The sequence below is a fragment of the Microbacterium sp. LWO12-1.2 genome (genome assembly GCF_040675875.1).
Classification (GTDB): domain Bacteria; phylum Actinomycetota; class Actinomycetes; order Actinomycetales; family Microbacteriaceae; genus Microbacterium.
Genome location: NZ_JBEGII010000001.1, coordinates 1,101,429 through 1,122,227 on the forward strand (window position 1 = coordinate 1,101,429; position 20,799 = coordinate 1,122,227).

The window sequence follows — 20,799 nt, forward strand, 5'->3', positions numbered from 1 at the left end:
ACGATACGACAGCCCCGGTACTCGGGGTGTCGGTGAGGTTCTCTAGACTCGGAGCATGTCGCTCACGCTCGATTCGTCGCTGGATGACGCGCTCGGCGCGGCCCCGGCGAAGACTCTGGATCGGGCGTTCGGCATGAAGACCGTCGGAGATCTGCTCTCGCACTACCCGCGACGCTACGCCGATCCGGGAGAGCTCACGCCGATTCGCGATCTACCGATCGGCGAGACCGTCACGATCGTCGCCGAGGTGCTCTCCTCGAGCTTCCGACGCATGCGCAATCGCCCTGGCGCGATGGTCGACGTCGTGATCGGCGACGGGATCGGTCGCATGTCTCTCATGTTCTTCGCGAAGAACATCGGCGCGGCCGAGTGGCGGTCGAAGGACCTCGCGGTCGGGCGTCGAGGGGTGTTCTCCGGCAAGGTCGGGATGTTCAACAACGTCACCCAGTTCGCGCATCCGGAGTACGAGCTCTTCGATGACGAAGACACCGCCCGACGCACGGCGGATGCACGAGCGGCCGTCCCCATCCCGATCTATCCGGCGACGTCGACCCTCCAGACGTGGCAGATCGCCCGTCTGATCGGCCGGGTGCTCGATGATCTCGACACGGTTCCCGATCCGCTGTCCGATGGCGTGCGCGTGCAGGAGGAGCTGTTGACCGCGCCGGAGGCCCTGGAACGGATCCACCGGCCGCGCACGCGCAACGACATCGATCCGGCCGTGCGCACGCTGCGTATGCACGAGGCGCTCACGCTGCAGACCGCTCTCCTGCAGCAGCGCGATGCCGTGCGTGCGCTGTCAGCGACGCCGCGCACCGCGACACCGGGCGGTCTCCTCGAACGCTTCGATGCTGCTCTGCCCTACACGCTCACACCCGACCAGGAGACCGTCGGCGCGCAGATCGCCGACGACCTGGTCGGCGCGTGGCCGATGAATCGGCTGGTGCAGGGTGAGGTGGGCTCCGGCAAGACGCTCGTGGCGCTGCGGGCGATGCTCCAGGTGGCCGAGAGTGGGGGACAGGCAGCTCTGATCGCCCCCACTGAGGTGCTGGCCGGACAACATCTCCGGTCGATCGCGAAGATGCTCGGGCCGCAGCTCGCGCCGCTCGTGATGCCGACACTTCTGACGGGTCAGATGCCGGCGGCCGAACGGCGCAAAGCCGCGCTGCGTGTGGCGTCAGGTCAGGCGCTCATCGTCGTGGGAACCCACGCGCTGCTGGGGGAGAAGACCACCTTCGCCGATCTGGGCCTCGTCGTCGTCGACGAGCAGCACCGCTTCGGCGTCGAGCAACGCGAAGCGCTCAGGGCGAAGGGCTCGAGTCCGCACGCCCTCGTGCTCACCGCCACGCCGATCCCGCGCACCGTGGCGATGACCGTCTTCGGTGACCTCGACACCTCGGTCATCCGCACGATGCCCGCGGGTCGCGCAGGCATCCAGTCGTTCGTCGCGCCGCTCGCCGAGCACCCGGGGTGGTTCAACCGGGTCTGGGAACGTGCGGCAGAGGAGATCGCACAAGGCCGTCAGGTCTTCGCGGTGTGCGCCGCGATCGACACCGCGAAGAAGACCGCAGAAGCGGCGGAACCCGCAGCCCCTGCTCTCGCTCCGGAAGGCGGGAACGGTCCGCGGTGGGGCGTCGTGCAGCTCGATGAGGTCCTCGCCACGCATCCGACTCTCGGCGGGCTTCGGCGCGCCGTGCTCCACGGTCGGATGCCGTCCGACGAGAAGGACGCCGTGATGCAGGCGTTCGCGCGGGGAGAGATCGACCTTCTGCTCGCCACGACGGTGATCGAGGTGGGAGTCGATGTGCCGAACGCGTCGACGATGATCGTGCTCGATGCCGACCGTTTCGGTGTGTCGCAGTTGCACCAGCTCCGTGGTCGCGTCGGTCGTGGCGGTGTACCGGGGCTGTGCCTGCTTGTGACGGAAGCGGAGTCCGACACGCTCGCTCGCGACCGCGTCGAGGCGGTCGCGGCGACTCTCGACGGTTTCGCGCTGGCCGAGGTAGATCTCGAACTGCGTGGCGAGGGCGATGTGCTGGGCGCCGCTCAGGCGGGTGTGCGCTCTTCGCTCAAGCTGCTGCGTGTCGTGAAGGACGCCGCGCTCATCACGCGGGCTCGGGAGATCGGCGAGGAGATCCTCGCGCATGATCCCTCGCTCGAGGGACACCCCGGCCTGCGCGATGCGATCGCACGCAGAGTCACCGACGCCGACCGCGCCGCCCTCGCGAAGAACTGACGCTGCGTTACCGCGTCGACTCGTCGTGATCGGACGTGCCCTAGGCTGGATCGCATGAGCAGCCGGATCGCCGTCGTCCCGGGTTCCTTCGATCCGCCGACCCTGGGTCACCTCGACGTGATCCGTCGGGCCGCGATCCTCTTCGATGAACTCCACGTGCTGGTGGTGCACAACCCCGGCAAGGAGGCCATGCTTCCGATCGCCCAGCGGCTGGCGCTGCTCGAGCAGTCGATCGCTGAGGACGGGATGCCCGGCAACATCGTGATCGGCTCCTGGAGCATGGGGCTTCTGGTCGACTACGCGCGTGATGTCAACGCCGGTGTCCTGGTCAAGGGCATCCGCTCGCAGATCGATGTGGCCTACGAATCGCCGATGGCGATCGTGAACCGCCACCTGGCCGATATCGAGACGGTGTTCCTGCTGCCGGATCCTGCGCACGCACTGGTGTCGAGCTCCCTCGTGCGACAGGTCGCATCCCTCGGCGGCGACGTCTCGCCGTTCGTGCCCCCCGCAGTGGCATCGTTCCTCGACACAGGCGCCCGCGGACTCTGATCCGGTGGGTCCGTCCCGCCGTCTCGCCGTCCCCGGCCCGTGTTCAGGGCGAGCCGGTAGCATGGTCGAGTGCGATCTCGACTGAACGGCCCCTTCGTCCTCCCCGCCCGAGACATCGTCCGACGTCCTGGTGAGATGCGTGAGCATGAGTTCACGATCACGCTCAAGGAACAGTGGGGTGAGGGCATCGTCTCCTTCGAAGCAGGTTCCGAGATCGACCTGGACGTGCGTCTGGAGTCGGTCCACGAGGGCATTCTCGTCACGGGCTCAGCGGAAGGCGAGTACGTCGGAGTGTGCGGAAGATGCCTGATTGACATCGTCCGGCCCGTCGAAGTCGAGTTCCAGGAGCTTTTCGCGTATCCTGGTGAGGAAGAAACTGACTTCGAGGTTCAAGACGACCACGTGGATCTTGAAACTCTCGTCAGGGAAGCGGCCGTATTGGCACTTCCTTTTCAGCCGGTGTGTCAGCCGGATTGCCCGGGTCTCGACCCGAAAACGGGCGAACGACTGGCCGTGAGCACCGGAACGGAGCAGGCAGCTCCCATCGATCCTCGATGGAGTGCGCTCCAGCAGATCACAGACCAAGACGGCAAGGCATCAAGCCGCGCCGCCGAGAAAGAAGAGAGCTAGTCATGGCTGGTAACCCCCCGAAGCGCAAGGTTTCCCGTTCGAACACCCGCTCGCGCCGCGCGCAGTGGAAGGCGGCCCCCGTCGCCCTCGTCAAGACCATCGAGAATGGCCAGGTCGTCTACAGCCGTCCTCACCAGGCCAAGGTCGTCACGGACTCGCAGGGCACTGAGCTCTTCCTCGAGTACAAGGGCCGCAAGGTCGCTGACGTCTGAGTCTCGAAACTCAGATCGTGACGGAGGTCCCCGGGGGGACAAGGCCTCTCCCGACTAAGCTCCGCGTCGACATCGACGCGGAGCTTCTGGGGTTGGCCCTCACTCACCGTTCCTACGCGTACGAGCACGGCGGTGTCCCGCACAACGAGCGTCTGGAGTTCCTGGGCGATTCGGTGCTCGGACAGGCCGTCACCGTGATGCTGTTCACCACGCATCCGGAACTCGACGAGGGTGAACTCGCCAAGCGGCGCGCCAGCGTCGTGTCGACGGTTGCCCTCGCTGAGGTCGCTCGTGGCATCGACCTGGGCAGCCACCTGCTGCTCGGTCGCGGCGAGGAACAGACCGGTGGACGCGACAAGGACTCGATCCTCGCCGACACGATGGAAGCGGTGATCGGAGCGACCTACCTGTCGGCCGGTCCCGAGGCCGCCACGGAACTGGTGCTGCGTCTGACCCAACCTCTGCTCGCGGATCCTGAGCGCTACGGCGCGGCGATGGACCCGAAGACCAGCCTGCAAGAGCTCGCGGCGCGCACCGGCGCCACCCCGCCGAAGTACTCCATCGAGGCGAGCGGGCCGGACCATGATCGCCGTTTCACTGCGACGGTCACCGTCGGCGACGTCAGCATGACCGGCAAGGGCAGCAGCAAGAAGACGGCGGAGATGGCTGCGGCTCTGAGCGCCTGGCGCCTGCTCAACGAGCGTGCCTGAACTCCCCGAAGTCGAAGTGGTCCGAGCGGGCCTGGCTCCCGCGGCGGTCGGTTCGGTGATCACGGCCGTGAGCGTCTTCGACGAGCGCGCTCTCACCCGGCACCCGGCCGGCGCCGTCGACTTCGTCGCGCGCCTCGAGGGCCGCACGTTCACGGATGCCGCACGACGAGGCAAGTTTCTCTGGCTGCCGCTGGACACGGCGGATACGGCGTTGATCGCCCACCTCGGCATGAGCGGGCAGATGCTCTTGCGCGCGCCCGACGCTGTCGCAGAGAGGCACGAGCGCGTCCGCATCCATCTCGAACATCCCGTGCATGGCGAGCTGGCCGTGGTGTTCTCGGATCAGCGCACGTTCGGCTCGCTCGCGGTGGACTCCCTCATCACGGACGGGCCATCGCAGATCCCCACTCAGGTCGGGCATATCGCCAGGGACCCGCTCGATGTCGCCTTCGACGACTCCGGATTCCGCGCAGCTCTCGCTCGCCGCGCCAGCGCGATCAAGCGGGTGCTGCTCGACCAGGCCGTCGTCAGCGGCATCGGCAACATCTATGCGGACGAGTCACTGTGGGCCGCGCGCATCCATCCGGAGACACCGGCGAACGCTCTGTCGACGCAGGCCGTGCGCCGCCTGCTCGCCGAAGTGCGGGCGGTGCTGCTGAAGGCTCTCGCCGAGGGCGGTACGAGCTTCGACGCCCAGTACGTCAACGTGAACGGTCAGGCCGGGTACTTCGCGCACTCGCTCAACGCGTACGGACAGCAGGGGAAGCCCTGCCCGCGTTGCGGAACGCCGATCGTGCGTGAGAGTTTCATGAACCGCGGCTCGCACTTCTGCCGCCGGTGTCAGCGGAAGCGCTGACGGCATCAGGACACCTGGCGGTTCGCGGGGGTTCAGCGGAGGGCGAGGTGATCGCCGTTGCGGATCCTGGCGATGAGCACCTCCACCCATTCATGATCGATATCGGCGAGCACGTCCCATAGCGGCCAGATGGGGGCTGCCTCGATAGTGTGGAGCACCGCCCAGCTCAGGCCATGGGCTGTGTCTCCTTCATAGGGCAGTAGCGACATGAGGGCTTCGATGTCGGCGCGGCTGAGCGGTTGTGTGATGAGCTCGATGAGATCCTGCACCGCCGCGAGCTGATCCTCATCGAGTGCATCGTCCAGGGTCGTGGTGACGCTGAGGATGCGCGATATCGCGTCTTGCCGCATAGAGAGATGATATGCATTGCGCCGGGCCTCGTGCCCGAAGACCCGGCGCTCGTCACACGGTGGCGAACGACCGGGCGAGAAGCGGGCGCGTCGCTCGTGTGGTGGCCCAGACCACACCGATCCCCGCGCCGAGCACGGCCGCGATGGTGAGGAGCGACTCCGGCGTGGTCATGAGAGCGATGCCCAGGAGCGGGAACACCAGGATGCCTGCGCACAGCGCTGACCCGATCGCGGTGATCAGCAACGGCGACATGATCGCGCGCCGACGGGCACGGTCGACCGTCCTCCAGGGCATCCCGAGACGATGCAGACTCTCATGCAGTTCCCGCTGATCGAGCACGTCGGACGCCTGGTTGACCCCGACAGAGGCGGCCACCATCAGGAACGATCCGATCAGGGTGATGATCAGCCCCGTACGCATGTCGACAGCGAGAGCGGCGTCCGCGGAAGAGCCTTCCGCGTTCATGAGTCCCATGAGCGAGACGCCGGTGCCGGCGAAGACGGCCATGAAGCTGGCCATCGCGATGCCGCCGATCTGGCGCCAGGCCGCCTGCGGGGAGTCGAGGACGATGCGTGCCGCAAGCAGCCGTTCGGGCGATTCGGCACGACGGAGCTGGCGCTGCGCGGCGACTTTGAGCACCCACGGTCCGACCAGGTTCAGCACGGCGAGAGCGCCGCCGAACAGCACGGACAGCACGACGATCGTCGTGACCAGGCCACCGACCGAGGGGAAGACCTTGATCAGCACGAAGGCGATCGCGAGGACGCAGGCCGCCACGACCGCACGGATCCAATGCGCACTCGTCGCCGCGGCTCGAGTGCGCACTCCCAGTGGCGAGATCACGACGCGTCGGAGTCCGATCACGGCGCTCGAGGCGGCGATCAGAAGCACCCCGCCGACGACAGCCAGGACCGGCAGGGGAGGAAGCAGCACTCCCGAGATCCCGAGCGCCTCACCGCGGAACGGGATGAGCGCGATCAACGGACTGACGGCGAGGTATCCGAGGACGCCGGCGAGCGCGCCCGCGCCAGCGAGGAGCATCGACTCCGTCACGGTCGCCACGGCCACACCACCCGGTGTGACGCCCAGCAGACGAAGTGTGGAGAGTCGTTCGTCGCGCCGCCGTGCGGAGAGACGGGCTGCGGCACCACCGAGCGACATCAGGGGGACGACGAGAAGGACGAGGGCGATCGCGGCGAGCGCCTGGTACAGCCCGGCGTACCCGTCCGTCCAGCTCCAGAAGGACTGTGCACCGCCGATGACGGTGAGCACCAGCGTGGTGACGACGCCGAAGGCGATGATGGGCAGCGCCACCAGGCTGCCCTGTCCCCGCGCAGGACGAAGGAGAAGCGCCAGCACGTGACGGTTCATGCGTTGACCGCCGCTGAGATGATGCGTCCGTCGCGGACCGCGATCGTGCGAGTGCAGCGCGCGGCGACGTCGGCGTCGTGCGTGACGACGACCAGCGTGCGTCCTTGACCGGTCGTCGACCAGAGCAGTGCGTCCATCACCTCGGAGGAGGTACGCGAATCCAGCGCCCCGGTAGGCTCGTCGGCGAACACGAGTTCCGCACCGGTCGCCTGTGCCCGGGCGATGGCGGTGCGCTGCGCCTGCCCGCCGGAGAGCTCACCGATGCGGCGGTCCTCCATTCCCGCGAGGCCGAGGGCGGCGAGCCACGCGGCAGCGTGGGGGACGGCATCCTTGCGGGATACGCCGTTGATCATCGATGCGAGAGCGACGTTCTCCACAGCGGTGAGCTCCGGGATCAGCAGTCCTTGTTGGAAGACGAAGCCGAAGCGCTCGCGCCGGAGACGTGAGCGGGCGGATTCGCTGAGCGCGGTGACCTCGATCGCGGCCCCTTCGGCCGGCCGGAACGTGACGGATCCGGAGTCCGGGGCGATGATCCCGGCGAGAACATGCAGGAGAGTCGTCTTGCCCGATCCTGATGCACCCATGATCGCGACGGACTCGCCGCGATGGATCGCGAGGTCGACACCCGCGAGAGCACGGGTGACGCCGAAGGTCTTCTGGAGAGCATGGGCTTCGATGACGGGAACGTTCATGCTTCCAGCCTCGCTGCGCGGCTCCGCTGAAGCGTCGGTCGGGCGGATGAAGGTGCGGTGCCGGCGTCATCCCGGAGGATGAGTTCGGCACCGCACGCCCTCAGATCTTCTTCTGCCAGGCGCCCGCATACGAGACGGGGACGAATCCGAGCGCCTCGTTGATGTCGAGCATCGGGCGGTTCTCCTCGGCGTTGAACGTCGAGACGCGTGGTGACTGGGGTGCGAGTTCTCGCCATCGCAGGAGGTTCGCGCATTTCACGATCGTGCCGAGACGGTGGCCGCGATGCTCCGTGGCCACCAGCGTGCCGAACTGGTGGGTCACTCCCGCGCGGTCCGGCCCGATCAGCAGTTCGTTGTACGCGACGATCTCACCGGTCGGCACGTACTCGACCGCCGAGACCGCGACCAGCTGGCCCGCGCTCGTCATGCGCACGTCGCGACGCGCGACCCGATCGGCGTCCCAGGTCTCCTCGTCGAACTCCATGTCCCCACTGGGCGCATCGGTGACGAGTCGGGCGAGCACCGCGGCGTACCCGTCGCGCAGCGCAGGCGGCGTGGGCAGTTCCCAGGCCAGGGCGCAGTAGTCGCGGCCCGCGAACGCGGTGGCCTCCGCGAGCGCGCGCTCGAGAATCCCCGGGTCCGCATGCAGATCCAGTTCGCTGTTGCGTTCGACCTGCTCCAAGCCGTACCCGTGCGCCTCGAGCAGCTGCGACAACGCGGTCGACGGGATCCGCCCCCAGCCGGTCTTCGGCACCAGAGCGTCCTCGGTGTGCGCGGGACGATGGAGTGTCCAGGTCTGCAGCACATCGCGTCCTCGGCGACGAGCGTCCTCCTCGGCGTAGAGCAGCAGCGATTCCGCGATGCACTCGTGCGCGTGTGCCGCCGGGACCAGGAGATCGAACTCTGCCGCCTTCGCGTGCTCCTCCTGCGCGTACGCGAGCGTCACCATGCCCACGATGTCTCCGCCGCGGCGGGCGATGTAGCCGACGTGGAGCGAGTCGGATTCGTCCTGCCAGGACGCCAGCATCTGCGAGGCCGTGGGGGAGAGGTCCGGAAGGCCGACCTCCTCGTCGCAGACGAGCCGGTTGAGCTCGCCGAAGGCGATGAAGTCGGCCGCGTCCGCGTCGTCCACGCTCTTCGGGACGGTGAGCGGGGTGATCGTCAAGTCTGCGGTGGTCATGTCAGTTCCTTCTTCCAGGCGCCTTCGTATGCGATGGGGGAGAAGCCGATGGCTTCGTTGATGGAGAGCATCGGCCGGTTCTCCTCGGCGTTGTAGGTGATGACGAGCGTCGATTCCGGCATCAGGTCGCGCCAGAGACGCAGAGCTTCGCATTTGAGGAGCATCCCGAGACGATGTCCGCGGTGTTCCTTCAACACGAGGGTGTCGTTCTGGTGCGTGGTCGCGCTGTGGTCGGAACCGATGCCGAGTTCGGTGAAGGCGCTGAGTCGTCCGGTCTGGATGTGCTCAGCAGCGACGACCAGGAGGGTCTTTCCCATCTGGTCGACCCGCTCCTCCATCTCGGTCACGCGCCGGGCATCCCACTTCTCCTCGTCGGTGTCGAGACCGGCCGACGGGGCGTCCGTCGACATACGCGACTTGAGCCATGCATAGTCATCGATGCGCTCAGCAGGAGTGGGTGATGTCCAGTGCACGACACGGTAGTCGGAGGCGGCGAGGCGAGCTTCGGTGAGAAGCGCGTCGACATGAGTGTCGACGCGCTCGGACAGGGCGAGATGGCTCACGCGGTACACCTGCTCGAGGCCGAATCCGTTGTTCTGCAGGAATCGGGCGACGTGATCCCGGGGCACGCTGCCGAAGCCGGTCGGCGCCTCGATCCGCGGACCGTCGCTCGCCTGCTGCTCCGTCCAGTTCTGGATCACCGACCGTCCGTGATCGCGCGCGATGGCCTCGACGTGGGGGAGCACGGCGGTACCGATGCCCTGCCCCCACACGCGCGGGAGCAGCTCTATCGTGGCGATGACGACCCGGGAACCCGGGTCGTGAGGGACATCGACGACGGTGCGACCGACGACTTCGCCCTCCTGTCGGATGGTCCAGACGTACGTCGTCCGCTCCGTGCGTGAACGCAGCAGGGGGAGCAGCTCGGCCGGCGACAGGTCCTGTTCGTCGCGTCCGGTGAGCTCGCGATACACGGCGTTGCGGACGCGGGCGAGCTCGTGGAACTCGCCCGCATCCGCTGCATCCGCTCGTACCGGAAGCACGAGCGGATGCAGGGTCGCCCTGGCCGTGAGAGTGGCGATCGCCATAGGGAGACTCCCGGTCATCGCAGCTGGCGCTGCAGGTCGTAGGTGAGCAGGGCGATCGACTCGCGGTGCGAGAGGTTCCTGTCACCGAGGAAGAGCGGTTCGGTGGTCGTCGTGGCGCGACGACGACGCGGACGCTGCGCCCGCTCGAACAGCCAGAGCCCGAAGCGGAGCGACAGACGATCTGCCAGTGCGAGCTGCCGCAGTTCTGCGGGTGCGGGGATATGCAGGACCTGTCGGTCCTCGGTATCGGGCGGGTGGGTGGTGCTGTGGGACAGCGTGGTGTTCACGATGATTCCTTCGAAGAAGAGGTGACGAGAAGCGCGTGCCCGGAGTCATGCCGGGTCGCGGACGGAGCTCGCGCAGAGTGACGAGGGTCCGGAGCCACACGGTCGGCGGATGCCGGGGTGGCGGAGGTCGCGTGATCCGGAGATCAGGCGAGCGGGCGCAGAAGAACAGTCGAGACCCGACACCTGAGGGGGTCGAGAGTCTCCGAGTGCGGTTCTAGGACATTGCGCAGAGACGGATGCCGGTGGCTACCGAGTGCGCATGGCGCGGCGCAGAGAATGCGTGCGCGGCGAGGCCTGTGGCCTGTGCGTTCATTGGAGTGATCATCGGTAACCTCCTTCGTGTGTGGCGATCCGGTGGCCTACCGTAGCGAACGGCGCGCGGACTCGTCAAGCATCGTGGTGTGATCGCGGCGTGTCGCGGCGCGCCCCGGTTCGCGCTCACACCGCGCGGGATGCGGGTGGATCGGCGGGATTCCGGTAGCGTGTGGGCGTGATTCTCCCCCGACGAGCGGTGCCCGCATGCATCTGAAAAGCCTGACGCTCAAAGGGTTCAAGTCGTTCGCGCAACCCACCAGTTTCGTCTTCGAACCAGGGGTCACCTGCATCGTCGGACCCAACGGCTCCGGCAAGTCGAACGTCGTCGACGCGCTGGCCTGGGTCATGGGCGAGCAGGGCGCGAAGACGCTCCGCGGCGGCAAGATGGAAGACGTCATCTTCGCCGGCACGTCGACGCGCGGTCCGCTCGGACGCGCCGAGGTGCAGCTGACGATCGACAACAGCGACGGCGCCCTACCGATCGAGTTCGCTGAGGTGACGATCAGCCGCACCCTGTTCCGGAACGGCTCCAGCGACTACGCCATCAACGGAGACAACTGCCGACTGCTCGATGTGCAGGAGCTGCTCAGCGACTCCGGGCTCGGGCGTGAGATGCACGTGATCGTCGGCCAGGGACGTCTCGACACGGTGTTGCAGGCTTCCCCGGAGGACCGTCGTGGGTTCATCGAGGAAGCGGCCGGGATCCTCAAGCATCGGCGTCGCAAGGAGAAGACCCTCCGCAAGCTCGACGCCATGGAGTCGAACCTCACGCGCCTCAGCGACCTGGCCGGCGAGATCCGGCGACAGCTCAAGCCGCTCGGACGACAGGCCGAGATCGCCCGTGAGGCGCAGACCATCGCGGCGGTCGTCCGCGATGCGAAGGCCCGCATCTTCGCGGATGACGTCGTCGCACTGCGTACGGCGCTCGCAGATCACACGCGCACGGAGCATGAGCGCCATACCGAACGCCTCGTGCTGACCGACCAGGCCGAGGGGGTACGTGCCGGGATCGCCCGCCTCGAGCAGGATCAGAACTCCGTGGCCGTCGATCAGGCGCGCAGTGTGGCGTTCGGACTCGAGCAGGTGCAGGAGCGCATGCGCGGTCTCTACACCCTCGCCAACCAGCGCCTCGCGCTGCTGGGGTCCGAGGAGGACGATGCGGCGGTGACCGCGATCACCGTCACCCAGAGCACGATCGATGAGGCGAAGGACGAGATCACCGAGATCTCCGCCGGCCTCGGTGATGCGCAGGACGCCGCTGTGACGGCGAGTCGCGAGGTCATGAACGCGCGGGCGGAGCTCGACACCCTCGATGTGGACATCGCCGAGCAGAGCGCGCTCGTCTCGGAGTACGACATGCGGCTGAACACGTTGCGGGGCACGGCCGACGCCGCGGCTTCCGCGCTGGCCGCCGTGCGCGGCGCGGTCCTCCGGCAGGAGAACGCCCTGGAAGCCGCGCATCAGCGACGCCGGGAGGCGGCCGACGCTCTCGAGGCGATCGACGACGCCGAGGCACCCGAGGGCACGGCAGCCGAGCATTCTGTGGCGTACGACAGCGCTCAGCGCGCGGCGACCACGGCGGAGGCCGAACGCGAAGCCTTGCGCGAACGTCTGCATGCGGCGGAGCGCGAGGTCGATGCGCTCACCGCGAAGGCCGCCGCGCTCAGCAGCGCGCTGGCGATCTCCGGGGGTGCGGCTGAGATCGTGAAGACGGGTGCGCGGGGCGTGCGGGGACTCGTCGGCGACGCGGTGCAGGTGCGCGCGGGCTTCGAGGCCGCCCTCGCTGCCGTGCTCGGCCCCCTCGCAGAAGGCGTACTCGTGGATTCCTCCGAAGACGCGTTCGCTCTCGCGGCGGAGGCCGCGGACGCGCGGCGGGGAGTGGTCGACTTCGTCGTCGCCGATGCGGCCGGCCCGACGCTGTCGTTGCCGGATCTCACGGGTGTGACACCGGCAGTGGACACCGTGACGGCCCCGGCCGGCGTGCTCGGCATCCTCGCGCACGTGCTGATCGCCGACGATTTCGGTGCGGCGCGTGCAGCGCGGGCGGCTCTCGACGTCGCCGGCGACACGACGACGACCATCGTGACAGTGGCGGGCGACGTGATCACCGCCCAGACCCTGCGCACCGGCTCCGGTGGAGAGCGGTCGCGACTGGAACTCGCTGCAGAGCGGGATGCCGCCAGTGAGCGGCTGGCTGAGATCCAGGTCGTGGTGGACTCGCTGCGCGAAGCGCGTGAGGATGCGAACGAGAGCGTCGAGACGACACGGCGCAACGCCAAAGAGGCGCTGCGCGCGCTCCGCGAGCACGATGCCGCGCTGGCCACCCACGCCGAGCAGGTGAACCGCATCACCGTGCAGCATGAGGCCGCCGTCGCCGAGTGCGAGCGGCTGGAGGCCGGACTCGCGCAGGCGCAGGCCGCTGTGTCCGACGCGGAGGCGAAGGCGCAGCAGACCAAGGACGCGCTGGAGGAGGCGATCGCAGCTCCGCGCCCGGTGCTCGACGCATCGGCGCGCGATGGGCTTCTGGAGTCACTGGAGTCCGCACGCGAGGGCGAGGTCAGGGCGAGACTGGAGATCGAGACGCTCCGCGAGCGCGTGCGTGCCGCGCAGGCGCGAGTGACCGCACTCGAGCGTCAGCGCGAGCAGGAGCGCGGAGCGGCGGCCGAAGCGGCGCGGCGTGCGGTGATCCGGCGCGCGCAGCGGGAGTCCGCGTCGGGTGTGGCTGAGGAACTGCCCCGAATCCTCGATTCCCTGGACCGTTCGGTCACGGAGGCACGTGTCGCCCTGGCCGAGGCGGAGTCCGCGCGGTCGGCTCAGAACCAGGAGCTGACGGTGCTGCGCGCACAGGAGACATCACTGCGCGAACGTCTCGCCGGACTCACCGAGAGCGTGCACGGTCTCGAGCTGCAGATCCACGAGAAGAAGCTCCACCTCAACAGCCTGCTCGAGAGGGTCGCTTCGGAGCTTGCTCTCGACGAAGATATTCTGATCGCGGAATATGGACCCGATCAGCCGGTTCCGCGCGATCCGCTCACCGTTGTCGAGGGCGACGAAGGCAAGGACGACACGGCGATCCCGTTCGATCGTCGCATCCAGCAACGGCGTCTGAACGAGGCCGAGCGAAAGCTGGCGCAGCTCGGACGAGTGAACCCGCTCGCGCTCGAGGAGTTCGCCGCGCTCGAGCAGCGGCATGCGTTCCTGACCGAGCAGCTCGCCGACCTCACTCAGACGCGACAGGATCTGCTGACGATCATCGCTGACCTGGACGAGCGGATGCAGACGATCTTCGCGAGCGCCTTCGAAGACACGAAGGAAGCGTTCGGCGAGGTTTTCCCGCTGCTGTTCCCCGGCGGAACGGGGAGCATCTCGCTCACGGATCCGGAGAACATGCTCACCACCGGCATCGAGGTGTCGGTGCGGCCTGTCGGCAAGAAGATCGAGCGTCTCTCGCTGCTGTCCGGTGGGGAGCGGTCGCTGGCGGCCGTCGCCCTCCTCGTGGCGATCTTCAAGGCCCGCCCGAGCCCCTTCTACATCCTCGACGAGGTGGAGGCGGCGCTCGACGACGCGAACCTCGGCCGCCTGCTGACCGTGTTCGAGCAGCTCCGCGAGAGCTCTCAGCTGCTGATCATCACGCACCAGAAGCGCACGATGGAGATCGCGGATGCGCTGTACGGCGTCTCGATGCGCCAGGACGGCGTCTCGGCGGTAGTGGGACAGCGCGTGGGCGATCGCGCGGCCGCTGCCAGCTGAGCGTCAGAGACTTCTGAGGGCGTCGCGCTGCATCTCCGGATGCCACCTGACACGTAGGCTGGAGTCATGGCGGAGAAGTCTTGGTCCCTCGGTCGCGCACTGCGCGGCATGTTCGTCAAGCCCACGATCGATGAGACGACCTGGGAGGACCTGGAGACAGCGCTCATCACGGCCGACTTCGGCCCTGACATCAGCGAGCGCGTGGTCGAGGAGTTGCGCGAGAAGGTCGAGCGCTTCCGCACGACGGATCCGCAGGATCTTCAGCGGATGCTGCGTGAGACGCTCGAGGAGCACTTCGCGAAGTTCGACACGACCTTGAAGCTCACTGAGCGCCCCGCAGTCGTGCTGGTCGTCGGCGTCAACGGCGTCGGCAAGACGACGACCATCGGCAAGTTCACCAAGTTCCTTCGCGGCTACCAGCGCAGCGTCGTCGTCGGCGCGGCCGACACGTTCCGCGCCGCTGCGGTCGACCAGCTCGCCACCTGGGCACAGCGCGGGGGAGCGGCGATCGTCCGCCCGCAGCAGCAGGGGCAGGATCCGGCCTCCGTCGCCTTCCAGACCGTGGAGTACGCGATGCGGGAGGGCATCGAGATCGCGATCATCGACACGGCCGGACGCCTGCACACCAAGGGCGGCCTGATGGATGAGCTCACGAAGATCCGCCGGGTGATCGAGAAGCAGGCGCCGATCAGCGAGGTTCTTCTCGTGCTGGATGCGACGACAGGTCAGAACGGTGTTCTCCAGGCGGAGGCATTCCTGGAGCACGCCGGGGTCACCGGGCTCGTGCTCACCAAGCTCGACGGCTCCGCCAAAGGCGGATTCGTCCTTGCCGTGCAGGAGCGGACGGGTATCCCCGTCAAGCTCCTCGGACAGGGCGAAGGCATCGATGATCTGACCGGTTTCACCCCGCACGTCTTCGTTCAATCTCTCGTCGGATGACGAGGGACTACCGCACCGAGCACGAGGCTGGTTTCATAGCGTTATGGCGATCGAACACGACTACTTCGGACTCCTGTCTTCGGGTCCCGACGGCTCGATCTTCTGGTCGGAGACGGTGGAGCTCGGCGACCAGAGCGTCACCGTCGATCTGACCGCGCCCGATCAGGACGACGTCTCCTCGGAGGCGCTCGACATCGCCGCGTCGCTGATCGCCGGACTGGAGAGCGTGGACGACACCGCACGCCGCGGAATGCTCGCCGAAGTGGATGACCGCACCAGCGAGGTGACCGAGTACATCCTTCAGCAGCAGGAGACCTACGGCGACGAGCTCGAGGAGGTCCTGGTGGACGTCTCGGGCGACCCTGCCGTCGACATCATCCGGTCGCTCCGGCTGATGAGCATGACGCTTCTCGCCGACGAACACGGCGGGTCGGAGCCGTTCGCGGTCCTCGAGTACGCGCTCGACCCCGACTCCACCGATGATGTCCTGCTGGTGAACCTGGGCTCCGACGGCAGCGTGCAGTCGGTGATGAGCGCCGACTGACGCTTCGCGTCACACCGCCTGGGCGAAGCCGAGATCGGCGCTCTCGGCGATGTGCGAGAGGTGCGGCGGGATGTCCCGTCCCTTCGAGATCATCGACTGCGCCCAGAGGCGTCCGGCCCGGTACGAGGAGCGCACCAGAGGGCCGGCGAGCACGCCGAGGAACCCGATCCGCTCCGCCTCCTCCTTGAACTCGACGAACTCGGCGGGTTTCACCCATCGGGACACCGGGAGATGGCGCGGCGACGGCCGCAGGTACTGCGTGATCGTGATGATGTCGCACCCGGCGTCGTGGAGGTCGTGAAGAGCCTGGACGACTTCTTCCGGCTCCTCGCCCATGCCGAGGATCAGGTTCGATTTCGTGATGAGTCCGGCGTTGCGACCCTGCGTGAGCACATCGAGAGAGCGCTCATACCGGAAGGCGGGCCTGATGCGCTTGAAGATCCGGGGAACCGTCTCGACGTTGTGCGCGAACACCTCGGGGCGGGCGTCGAAGATCTGGCCGAGGAAGGCGGGATCCGCGTTGTGCTCGTTCGCGAGCAGTTCGACGCCGGTGTTCGGGTTGAGCTCGTGGATCTTCCGAACGGTCTCGGCGTTGAGCCATGCCCCGGTATCGGGGAGGTCGTCGCGGGCCACACTCGTCACGGTGGCGTAGCGGAGGTTCATATTCGCGACGCTCTCGGCGACGCGGCGCGGCTCATCGGTGTCGTAGTCCGTAGGCTTGCCGGTGTCGATCTGGCAGAAATCGCAGCGACGCGTGCACTGCGAACCGCCGATGAGGAAGGTCGCCTCGCGGTCCTCCCAGCATTCGAAGATGTTCGGGCAGCCGGCCTCCTGGCACACGGTGTGCAGATCCTCGCTCTTCACGAGGGAGTGGAGCGCGGTGTACTCCGGGCCCATCTTCGCCTTGGTCCTGATCCACTCGGGCTTGCGCTCGATCGGCGTCTCGGCATTGCGGATCTCCAGGCGCAGCAGCTTGCGTCCTTCGGGGGCGGCGGTCATGCGGGAACTCCTGCGTACTCGGTGGTGAACGCGTCCGTGACGCGGTCGAGGATGTCGGCGGGGGAGACATCGGCACCGACGACCTCGCTCACGGTGGTGACGCCGGCGTCGGTGATGCCGCACGGGATGATCCCGCGGAACCCGGCGAGGCTGTTGTCGCAGTTGATGGCGAAGCCGTGCATCGTGACACCCTGCTGCACCCGTACGCCGATCGCCGCGACCTTGTCCTCCGAGAGAGGCCGACGCACCCAGACGCCGCTGCGGCCGTCGACCTGGTAGCCGTCCACTCCGAGCGGCCGCAGGACGTCGATCAGCACCCGCTCCAGGCGACGCACATGGGCGACCACATCCATGGGCTCGGGCAGTCGCACGATCGGGTATCCGACCAGCTGTCCTGGGCCATGCCAGGTGATCTTGCCGCCCCGGTCGACGTCGACGACCGGGGTGCCATCTGTCGGTCGTTCATGCGCCTCAGTGCGCTTTCCCGCGGTGTAGACGGCCTCATGCTCCAGCATGATCAGCGTGTCCTGTCGCGTTCCGTTGACGACGTCCGCGTGGATGCGTCTCTGCAGCTCCCACCCCTCCAGGTAGGGAACAAGGTGGGGAGCGAGTCCAGCCGTGACGATATCCAGCATGCGGGTCTCCTGTCGAAGGATTACTTGGATCGGGTCTAACAATACTCCCGTGGAGGCGCTCCGGATGCGCGCGGCGCACCTCGCGGTAGCGTGAAGACATGAGTTCGACTGCCCGCGCCGGACGCCCCAAGGCGTCATCTCGCGAGACCTTGGCGGAAGCGGCCTGCGAGCTGTTTCTGGAGCGCGGCTACGACGGGACATCCGTCGCCGACATCACGCAGCGCGCAGGTGTGAGCAGGTCGAGCTTCTTCAACTACTTCACCTCGAAGAGTGATGTGCTCTGGTCGGGGATCGACGAGCGCATCGAGCAGGCGCTCCAGTCGTTCCATCAGCTCGGCGCCAGCGCCGGAGGAGATGCGGCGCGCGATATCCTCATGCGGATCGTGCGGGGATTCGAGCCCGACCCGCTCGCCCTCGCCCTGCGCAACGCGGCAGCGATGGGTCTTCGTGAGGAACTGGTGCGCGATACCGGTCTCCGCCATGCGCGCCTGTCGTCGGGCATCGCAGACGCCGCCGTCGCCTCCGGTGTCGACGTCATCCGAGCGGACATCCTGGGCTCTGCTCACGCGACCGCCGTGCTGTCGTCTCTGCGGGTGTGGGCTGAGCAGGGGGCAGGACGGAGCACGCCCGAGACGGTGCTCCTCGACGCTCTCGGCACCATCCACGATCTCCCTTGGGGGATCTAGGAGGGAGAAAGAGGGTGCCGCGGACGATTCGTGGCGCAGCGGACAGGTCAGGAGTGAACTGCCACTCGAACGAGGAGGAATCTCATGACCATCGATCGCCTGGATGTCGTGCTGAACGCCGCGGCCCCTGCGCAGCGACGCGTCGAGCTGTCGGACACGCGCGCGATGATCGTCGCGGCGCGCGACGAAGCGCGCTCTCCGCGTCGAACCCGGCGCAATGCTCTGATCAGTGGGGCGCTGGCGCTGGTGCTCATCGGCGGAGCCGGCATCGCCACCGCATCGGGCGACTGGCTCTGGGGCCCGGGGCTGGACAATCCTGACCGCGTCTACACCTACACGTCGCCCACCTGGGGCGAGTGCGAACTGCGATTCAGTGCACTCGACACGCACGATCCGATCCTGAACGCCCAGGTCAATCGTGTCGTGGACGACTGGTTCGCGACCACGAACGTCGAAGCCGCGGCGGCGCCCCTCGTCCCGAAGTACCTCGCGACGATCGAGGCGTCCACTGCCGACGACCCTGCGGTGCAGCAGGATCCGCGCCGAGCGGACCTGGCCGCGTGGACCGCGCACGATCAGGCGGTGGGGCAGCTGCTCCACGAGGAGCTCGCTGCCCACGGATTCACGAGCGACGTGCTCGACGGCACGGATTCGCACGGTCAGGTCCACTGCGATGCCGAGGATTGGGGTGCGGAGTGAGCCGCGACGCCACGCGGTTGACGCGTGCACTCGAGCGCAGTGCCGGCGACCTGCTGGCCTACCTCGAGCGTCGGGTCGGTGTCGACGATGGCCCGGACCTGCTCGGAGAGACCATGGTCGTCGCGTGGCGGCGCGTGGGTGATCTCCCGGATGATTCGGAGCGGGCGCGCATGTGGTTGTTCGGCATCGCGCGGGGCACGCTGCTCAACCATGCGCGTGGCGCGCGGAGACGGTGGGCGCTGGCCGACCGCATCCGAGTGCATGTCACGGGCGACCTCTCCGCGCCGGCAGCGGACACAGGTGCGGAGGTGCGCGATGCGATCGCCCGGCTCGCACCGGATGAGGCCGAGATCGTGCGTCTCGTGCATTGGGACGGATTCTCGCTGACGGATGCCGCAGAGCTTCTCGGCATCCCGGCGTCCACCGCGCGGGGGCGCTACCAGCGGGCGAAGGCGCAGCTTCGAGTCGCGCTGAGCGTCGAGGCTCCGCTCGCGTAGAATCTAAAGCACCATGGCTACCTTTGGCACGCTCTCCGATCGGCTCACCGAGACTTTCCGCAACCTTCGCACGAAGGGAAAGCTCACCCCGGCCGACGTCGACGGCACCGTGCGCGAGATCCGACGCGCGTTGCTCGACGCCGACGTCGCGTTGTCCGTCGTCAAGGACTTCACCGCGAAGGTGCGCGAGCGTGCGCTGGGCGACGAGGTCAACAAGGCTCTGAACCCGGCACAGCAGGTCGTGCAGATCGTCAACGAGGAGCTCGTGCAGATCCTCGGCGGGGAGCAGCGCCGACTGCAGTTCGCGAAGACGGCCCCGACCGTCATCATGCTCGCGGGGCTCCAGGGGTCCGGTAAGACGACGTTCGCCGGAAAGCTGGCCAAGCAGCTCGAAGGGGAGGGGCACACGCCGCTCCTCGTCGCCGCAGACCTCCAGCGTCCCAATGCCGTCAATCAGCTTCAGGTCGTCGCAGAGCAGGCGGGCGCCACCGTCTACGCGCCCGAGCCCGGAAACGGCGTCGGCGACCCGGTCAAGGTCTCGCGTGACGGCGTCGACTACGCACGTCGGCAGCAGCATGACGTGGTCATCATCGACACCGCCGGTCGACTGGGTGTCGACGCCGAGCTCATGAAGCAGGCGTCCGACATCCGCAAGGCGGTCGACCCTGACGAGGTCCTCTTCGTCATCGACGCCACGATCGGTCAGGACGCCGTGAACGTCGCCAAGGCGTTCCAGGAAGGCGTCGACTTCACGGGTGTCGTGCTGTCCAAGCTCGACGGAGACGCGCGCGGCGGTGCGGCGCTCTCGGTCGCCTCGCTGACTGGACGTCCGATCATCTTCGCCTCCACGGGCGAGCGTCTCGAGGACCTCGAGCCGTTCCACCCCGATCGCATGGCCAGCCGCATCCTCGACCTCGGTGACATCCTCACCCTCATCGAGCAGGCTCAGCAGGCGTTCGATGAGGACGAGGCCATGAAGATGGCCGAGAAGCTCGCGACAGAGCAGTTCACCCTCGAAGACTTCCTCGACCAGCTTCAGCAGATGAAGAAGATGGGCTCGATGAAGAAGATGCTGGGGATGCTTCCCGGCATGGGGCAGATGAAGCAGCAGCTCGATGATTTCGACGAGCGCGAGATCGACCGCACCGAGGCGATCATCCGCTCGATGACACCGGGGGAGCGCCGCAACCCCAAGGTGCTCAACGGTTCGCGCCGCCTGCGCATCGCGCGTGGATCCGGCATGACCGTCACGGACGTGAACCAGCTGGTCGCGCGATTCGATCAGGCCGCGAAGATGATGAAGACCGTCGCACGCGGTGGCACGCCCAACATTCCGGGGATGGGCGCCGTGCCCGGAATGGGACGCCCCGGTGCGTCATCCAAGCGCGGCAAGAAGGGCAAGTCCTCGGCGGGCTCTCGCTCGGGGAACCCGGCCAAGCGCGCGGCCGAGAACGCAGGGGTGGCTCAGACGTCCACGCCTACGGGCTCCGGATTCGGTCTCGGTGGGGGTGCCAAGGCGCCGACCGAGGCGGACCTGGCCGAGATCCAGAAGCTCTTCGGCAAGAGCTGA

The 20,799-nt window shown here is 67.5% G+C and carries 21 protein-coding genes; 13 read left to right on the forward strand and 8 right to left on the reverse strand.

Translation table 11 applies throughout. The features are described from left to right. The first annotated feature begins 55 nt into the window (after window positions 1-55). From MRBLWO12_RS05175 to mutM, 6 genes are all read left to right on the forward strand, one after another. Window positions 56-2,236, forward strand: a complete 2,181-nt coding sequence (locus MRBLWO12_RS05175) for an ATP-dependent DNA helicase RecG (RefSeq protein ID WP_363553351.1) — start codon at window positions 56-58, stop codon at window positions 2,234-2,236. A 54-nt stretch (window positions 2,237-2,290) separates the two neighbouring features. Beyond that, window positions 2,291-2,788 (forward strand): pantetheine-phosphate adenylyltransferase, encoded by a 498-nt coding sequence (gene coaD, locus MRBLWO12_RS05180; protein ID WP_363553353.1) that lies wholly within the window; start codon window positions 2,291-2,293, stop codon window positions 2,786-2,788. Window positions 2,789-2,923: 135 nt separating this feature from the next. After that, window positions 2,924-3,418 (forward strand): YceD family protein, encoded by a 495-nt coding sequence (locus MRBLWO12_RS05185; protein WP_363553355.1) that lies wholly within the window; start codon window positions 2,924-2,926, stop codon window positions 3,416-3,418. 2 nt (window positions 3,419-3,420) lie between these two features. After that, on the forward strand, window positions 3,421-3,630 hold the full coding sequence (gene rpmF / locus MRBLWO12_RS05190; RefSeq protein ID WP_017830754.1) for a 50S ribosomal protein L32: 210 nt from the start codon (window positions 3,421-3,423) through the stop codon (window positions 3,628-3,630). A gap of 17 nt (window positions 3,631-3,647) precedes the next feature. Beyond that, a complete protein-coding gene (gene rnc / locus MRBLWO12_RS05195) occupies window positions 3,648-4,340 on the forward strand; it encodes a ribonuclease III (protein ID WP_363553357.1) in 693 nt (230 codons plus the stop codon). Then, window positions 4,333-5,196, forward strand: coding sequence for a bifunctional DNA-formamidopyrimidine glycosylase/DNA-(apurinic or apyrimidinic site) lyase (mutM, locus tag MRBLWO12_RS05200; RefSeq protein ID WP_363553359.1), 864 nt, complete (start codon window positions 4,333-4,335; stop codon window positions 5,194-5,196). Before rnc ends, mutM begins: the two co-directional genes overlap by 8 nt. 32 nt (window positions 5,197-5,228) lie before the next feature. Here mutM and MRBLWO12_RS05205 read toward each other — a convergent pair whose 3' ends face one another. The 6 genes from MRBLWO12_RS05205 to MRBLWO12_RS05230 all read right to left on the reverse strand — a co-directional run bounded on the left by MRBLWO12_RS05205 (window position 5,229) and on the right by MRBLWO12_RS05230 (window position 10,165). Then, a complete protein-coding gene (locus MRBLWO12_RS05205; RefSeq protein ID WP_363553361.1) occupies window positions 5,229-5,546 on the reverse strand; it encodes a hypothetical protein in 318 nt (105 codons plus the stop codon). Between the two features lie 52 nt (window positions 5,547-5,598). Beyond that, entirely contained in the window at window positions 5,599-6,918 is a 1,320-nt protein-coding gene (locus MRBLWO12_RS05210; protein WP_363553363.1) for a permease, read from the reverse strand. Then, entirely contained in the window at window positions 6,915-7,610 is a 696-nt protein-coding gene (locus tag MRBLWO12_RS05215) for an ABC transporter ATP-binding protein (RefSeq protein ID WP_363553365.1), read from the reverse strand. The genes MRBLWO12_RS05210 and MRBLWO12_RS05215 overlap by 4 nt, the downstream gene beginning before the upstream one ends. Before the next feature lie 100 nt (window positions 7,611-7,710). Further along, window positions 7,711-8,790, reverse strand: coding sequence for a GNAT family N-acetyltransferase (locus MRBLWO12_RS05220; RefSeq protein ID WP_363553367.1), 1,080 nt, complete (start codon window positions 8,788-8,790; stop codon window positions 7,711-7,713). Continuing rightward, the gene (locus MRBLWO12_RS05225; RefSeq protein WP_363553369.1) at window positions 8,787-9,878 is read right to left on the reverse strand and encodes a GNAT family N-acetyltransferase; all 1,092 of its coding nucleotides are present in this window, start codon (window positions 9,876-9,878) and stop codon (window positions 8,787-8,789) included. The genes MRBLWO12_RS05220 and MRBLWO12_RS05225 overlap by 4 nt, the downstream gene beginning before the upstream one ends. Window positions 9,879-9,892: 14 nt before the next feature. Next, window positions 9,893-10,165: a hypothetical protein gene (locus MRBLWO12_RS05230; RefSeq protein ID WP_363553371.1), complete on the reverse strand. Its 273-nt coding sequence runs from the start codon at window positions 10,163-10,165 to the stop codon at window positions 9,893-9,895. A gap of 519 nt (window positions 10,166-10,684) precedes the next feature. Here MRBLWO12_RS05230 and smc point away from each other — a divergent pair. The 3 genes from smc to MRBLWO12_RS05245 all read left to right on the forward strand — a co-directional run bounded on the left by smc (window position 10,685) and on the right by MRBLWO12_RS05245 (window position 15,713). Then, window positions 10,685-14,230, forward strand: a complete 3,546-nt coding sequence (gene smc / locus MRBLWO12_RS05235; RefSeq protein ID WP_363553373.1) for a chromosome segregation protein SMC — start codon at window positions 10,685-10,687, stop codon at window positions 14,228-14,230. A 66-nt stretch (window positions 14,231-14,296) separates the two neighbouring features. Beyond that, a complete protein-coding gene (ftsY, locus tag MRBLWO12_RS05240) occupies window positions 14,297-15,169 on the forward strand; it encodes a signal recognition particle-docking protein FtsY (protein ID WP_141872180.1) in 873 nt (290 codons plus the stop codon). 43 nt (window positions 15,170-15,212) lie between these two features. Beyond that, window positions 15,213-15,713 (forward strand): DUF2004 domain-containing protein, encoded by a 501-nt coding sequence (locus tag MRBLWO12_RS05245; RefSeq protein ID WP_363553375.1) that lies wholly within the window; start codon window positions 15,213-15,215, stop codon window positions 15,711-15,713. 9 nt (window positions 15,714-15,722) lie between these two features. Here MRBLWO12_RS05245 and lipA read toward each other — a convergent pair whose 3' ends face one another. Together lipA and lipB are read right to left on the reverse strand one after the other, a co-directional pair. Next, window positions 15,723-16,712, reverse strand: coding sequence for a lipoyl synthase (gene lipA, locus MRBLWO12_RS05250; RefSeq protein ID WP_363553377.1), 990 nt, complete (start codon window positions 16,710-16,712; stop codon window positions 15,723-15,725). Next, the gene (gene lipB / locus MRBLWO12_RS05255; RefSeq protein ID WP_414685442.1) at window positions 16,709-17,347 is read right to left on the reverse strand and encodes a lipoyl(octanoyl) transferase LipB; all 639 of its coding nucleotides are present in this window, start codon (window positions 17,345-17,347) and stop codon (window positions 16,709-16,711) included. The genes lipA and lipB overlap by 4 nt, the downstream gene beginning before the upstream one ends. Before the next feature lie 98 nt (window positions 17,348-17,445). Here lipB and MRBLWO12_RS05260 point away from each other — a divergent pair, with 98 nt between their 5' ends. From MRBLWO12_RS05260 to ffh, 4 genes are all read left to right on the forward strand, one after another. Continuing rightward, window positions 17,446-18,033, forward strand: coding sequence for a TetR/AcrR family transcriptional regulator (locus MRBLWO12_RS05260; protein WP_363553381.1), 588 nt, complete (start codon window positions 17,446-17,448; stop codon window positions 18,031-18,033). 84 nt (window positions 18,034-18,117) lie between these two features. After that, window positions 18,118-18,732: a hypothetical protein gene (locus tag MRBLWO12_RS05265; RefSeq protein ID WP_363553383.1), complete on the forward strand. Its 615-nt coding sequence runs from the start codon at window positions 18,118-18,120 to the stop codon at window positions 18,730-18,732. Continuing rightward, window positions 18,729-19,229 (forward strand): RNA polymerase sigma factor, encoded by a 501-nt coding sequence (locus MRBLWO12_RS05270; protein WP_363553385.1) that lies wholly within the window; start codon window positions 18,729-18,731, stop codon window positions 19,227-19,229. Before MRBLWO12_RS05265 ends, MRBLWO12_RS05270 begins: the two co-directional genes overlap by 4 nt. Before the next feature lie 13 nt (window positions 19,230-19,242). Beyond that, entirely contained in the window at window positions 19,243-20,799 is a 1,557-nt protein-coding gene (gene ffh, locus MRBLWO12_RS05275) for a signal recognition particle protein (RefSeq protein ID WP_363553387.1), read from the forward strand.

What these genes read in the sequence shown, in the direction of transcription:
- ftsY (WP_141872180.1), top strand. Translation starts at nt 14,297, where the DNA reads ATGGCGGAGAAGTCTTGGTCCCTCGGTCGCGCACTGCGCGGCATGTTC.
- coaD (WP_363553353.1), top strand. Translation starts at nt 2,291, where the DNA reads ATGAGCAGCCGGATCGCCGTCGTCCCGGGTTCCTTCGATCCGCCGACC.
- MRBLWO12_RS05205 (WP_363553361.1), bottom strand. Translation starts at nt 5,546, where the DNA reads ATGCGGCAAGACGCGATATCGCGCATCCTCAGCGTCACCACGACCCTG.
- smc (WP_363553373.1), top strand. Translation starts at nt 10,685, where the DNA reads ATGCATCTGAAAAGCCTGACGCTCAAAGGGTTCAAGTCGTTCGCGCAA.
- MRBLWO12_RS05220 (WP_363553367.1), bottom strand. Translation starts at nt 8,790, where the DNA reads ATGACCACCGCAGACTTGACGATCACCCCGCTCACCGTCCCGAAGAGC.
- ffh (WP_363553387.1), top strand. Translation starts at nt 19,243, where the DNA reads ATGGCTACCTTTGGCACGCTCTCCGATCGGCTCACCGAGACTTTCCGC.
- MRBLWO12_RS05215 (WP_363553365.1), bottom strand. Translation starts at nt 7,610, where the DNA reads ATGAACGTTCCCGTCATCGAAGCCCATGCTCTCCAGAAGACCTTCGGC.
- MRBLWO12_RS05265 (WP_363553383.1), top strand. Translation starts at nt 18,118, where the DNA reads ATGACCATCGATCGCCTGGATGTCGTGCTGAACGCCGCGGCCCCTGCG.
- MRBLWO12_RS05175 (WP_363553351.1), top strand. Translation starts at nt 56, where the DNA reads ATGTCGCTCACGCTCGATTCGTCGCTGGATGACGCGCTCGGCGCGGCC.
- MRBLWO12_RS05210 (WP_363553363.1), bottom strand. Translation starts at nt 6,918, where the DNA reads ATGAACCGTCACGTGCTGGCGCTTCTCCTTCGTCCTGCGCGGGGACAG.
- rpmF (WP_017830754.1), top strand. Translation starts at nt 3,421, where the DNA reads ATGGCTGGTAACCCCCCGAAGCGCAAGGTTTCCCGTTCGAACACCCGC.
- lipA (WP_363553377.1), bottom strand. Translation starts at nt 16,712, where the DNA reads ATGACCGCCGCCCCCGAAGGACGCAAGCTGCTGCGCCTGGAGATCCGC.
- MRBLWO12_RS05245 (WP_363553375.1), top strand. Translation starts at nt 15,213, where the DNA reads ATGGCGATCGAACACGACTACTTCGGACTCCTGTCTTCGGGTCCCGAC.
- MRBLWO12_RS05260 (WP_363553381.1), top strand. Translation starts at nt 17,446, where the DNA reads ATGAGTTCGACTGCCCGCGCCGGACGCCCCAAGGCGTCATCTCGCGAG.
- MRBLWO12_RS05225 (WP_363553369.1), bottom strand. Translation starts at nt 9,878, where the DNA reads ATGGCGATCGCCACTCTCACGGCCAGGGCGACCCTGCATCCGCTCGTG.
- lipB (WP_414685442.1), bottom strand. Translation starts at nt 17,347, where the DNA reads ATGCTGGATATCGTCACGGCTGGACTCGCTCCCCACCTTGTTCCCTAC.
- MRBLWO12_RS05185 (WP_363553355.1), top strand. Translation starts at nt 2,924, where the DNA reads ATGCGTGAGCATGAGTTCACGATCACGCTCAAGGAACAGTGGGGTGAG.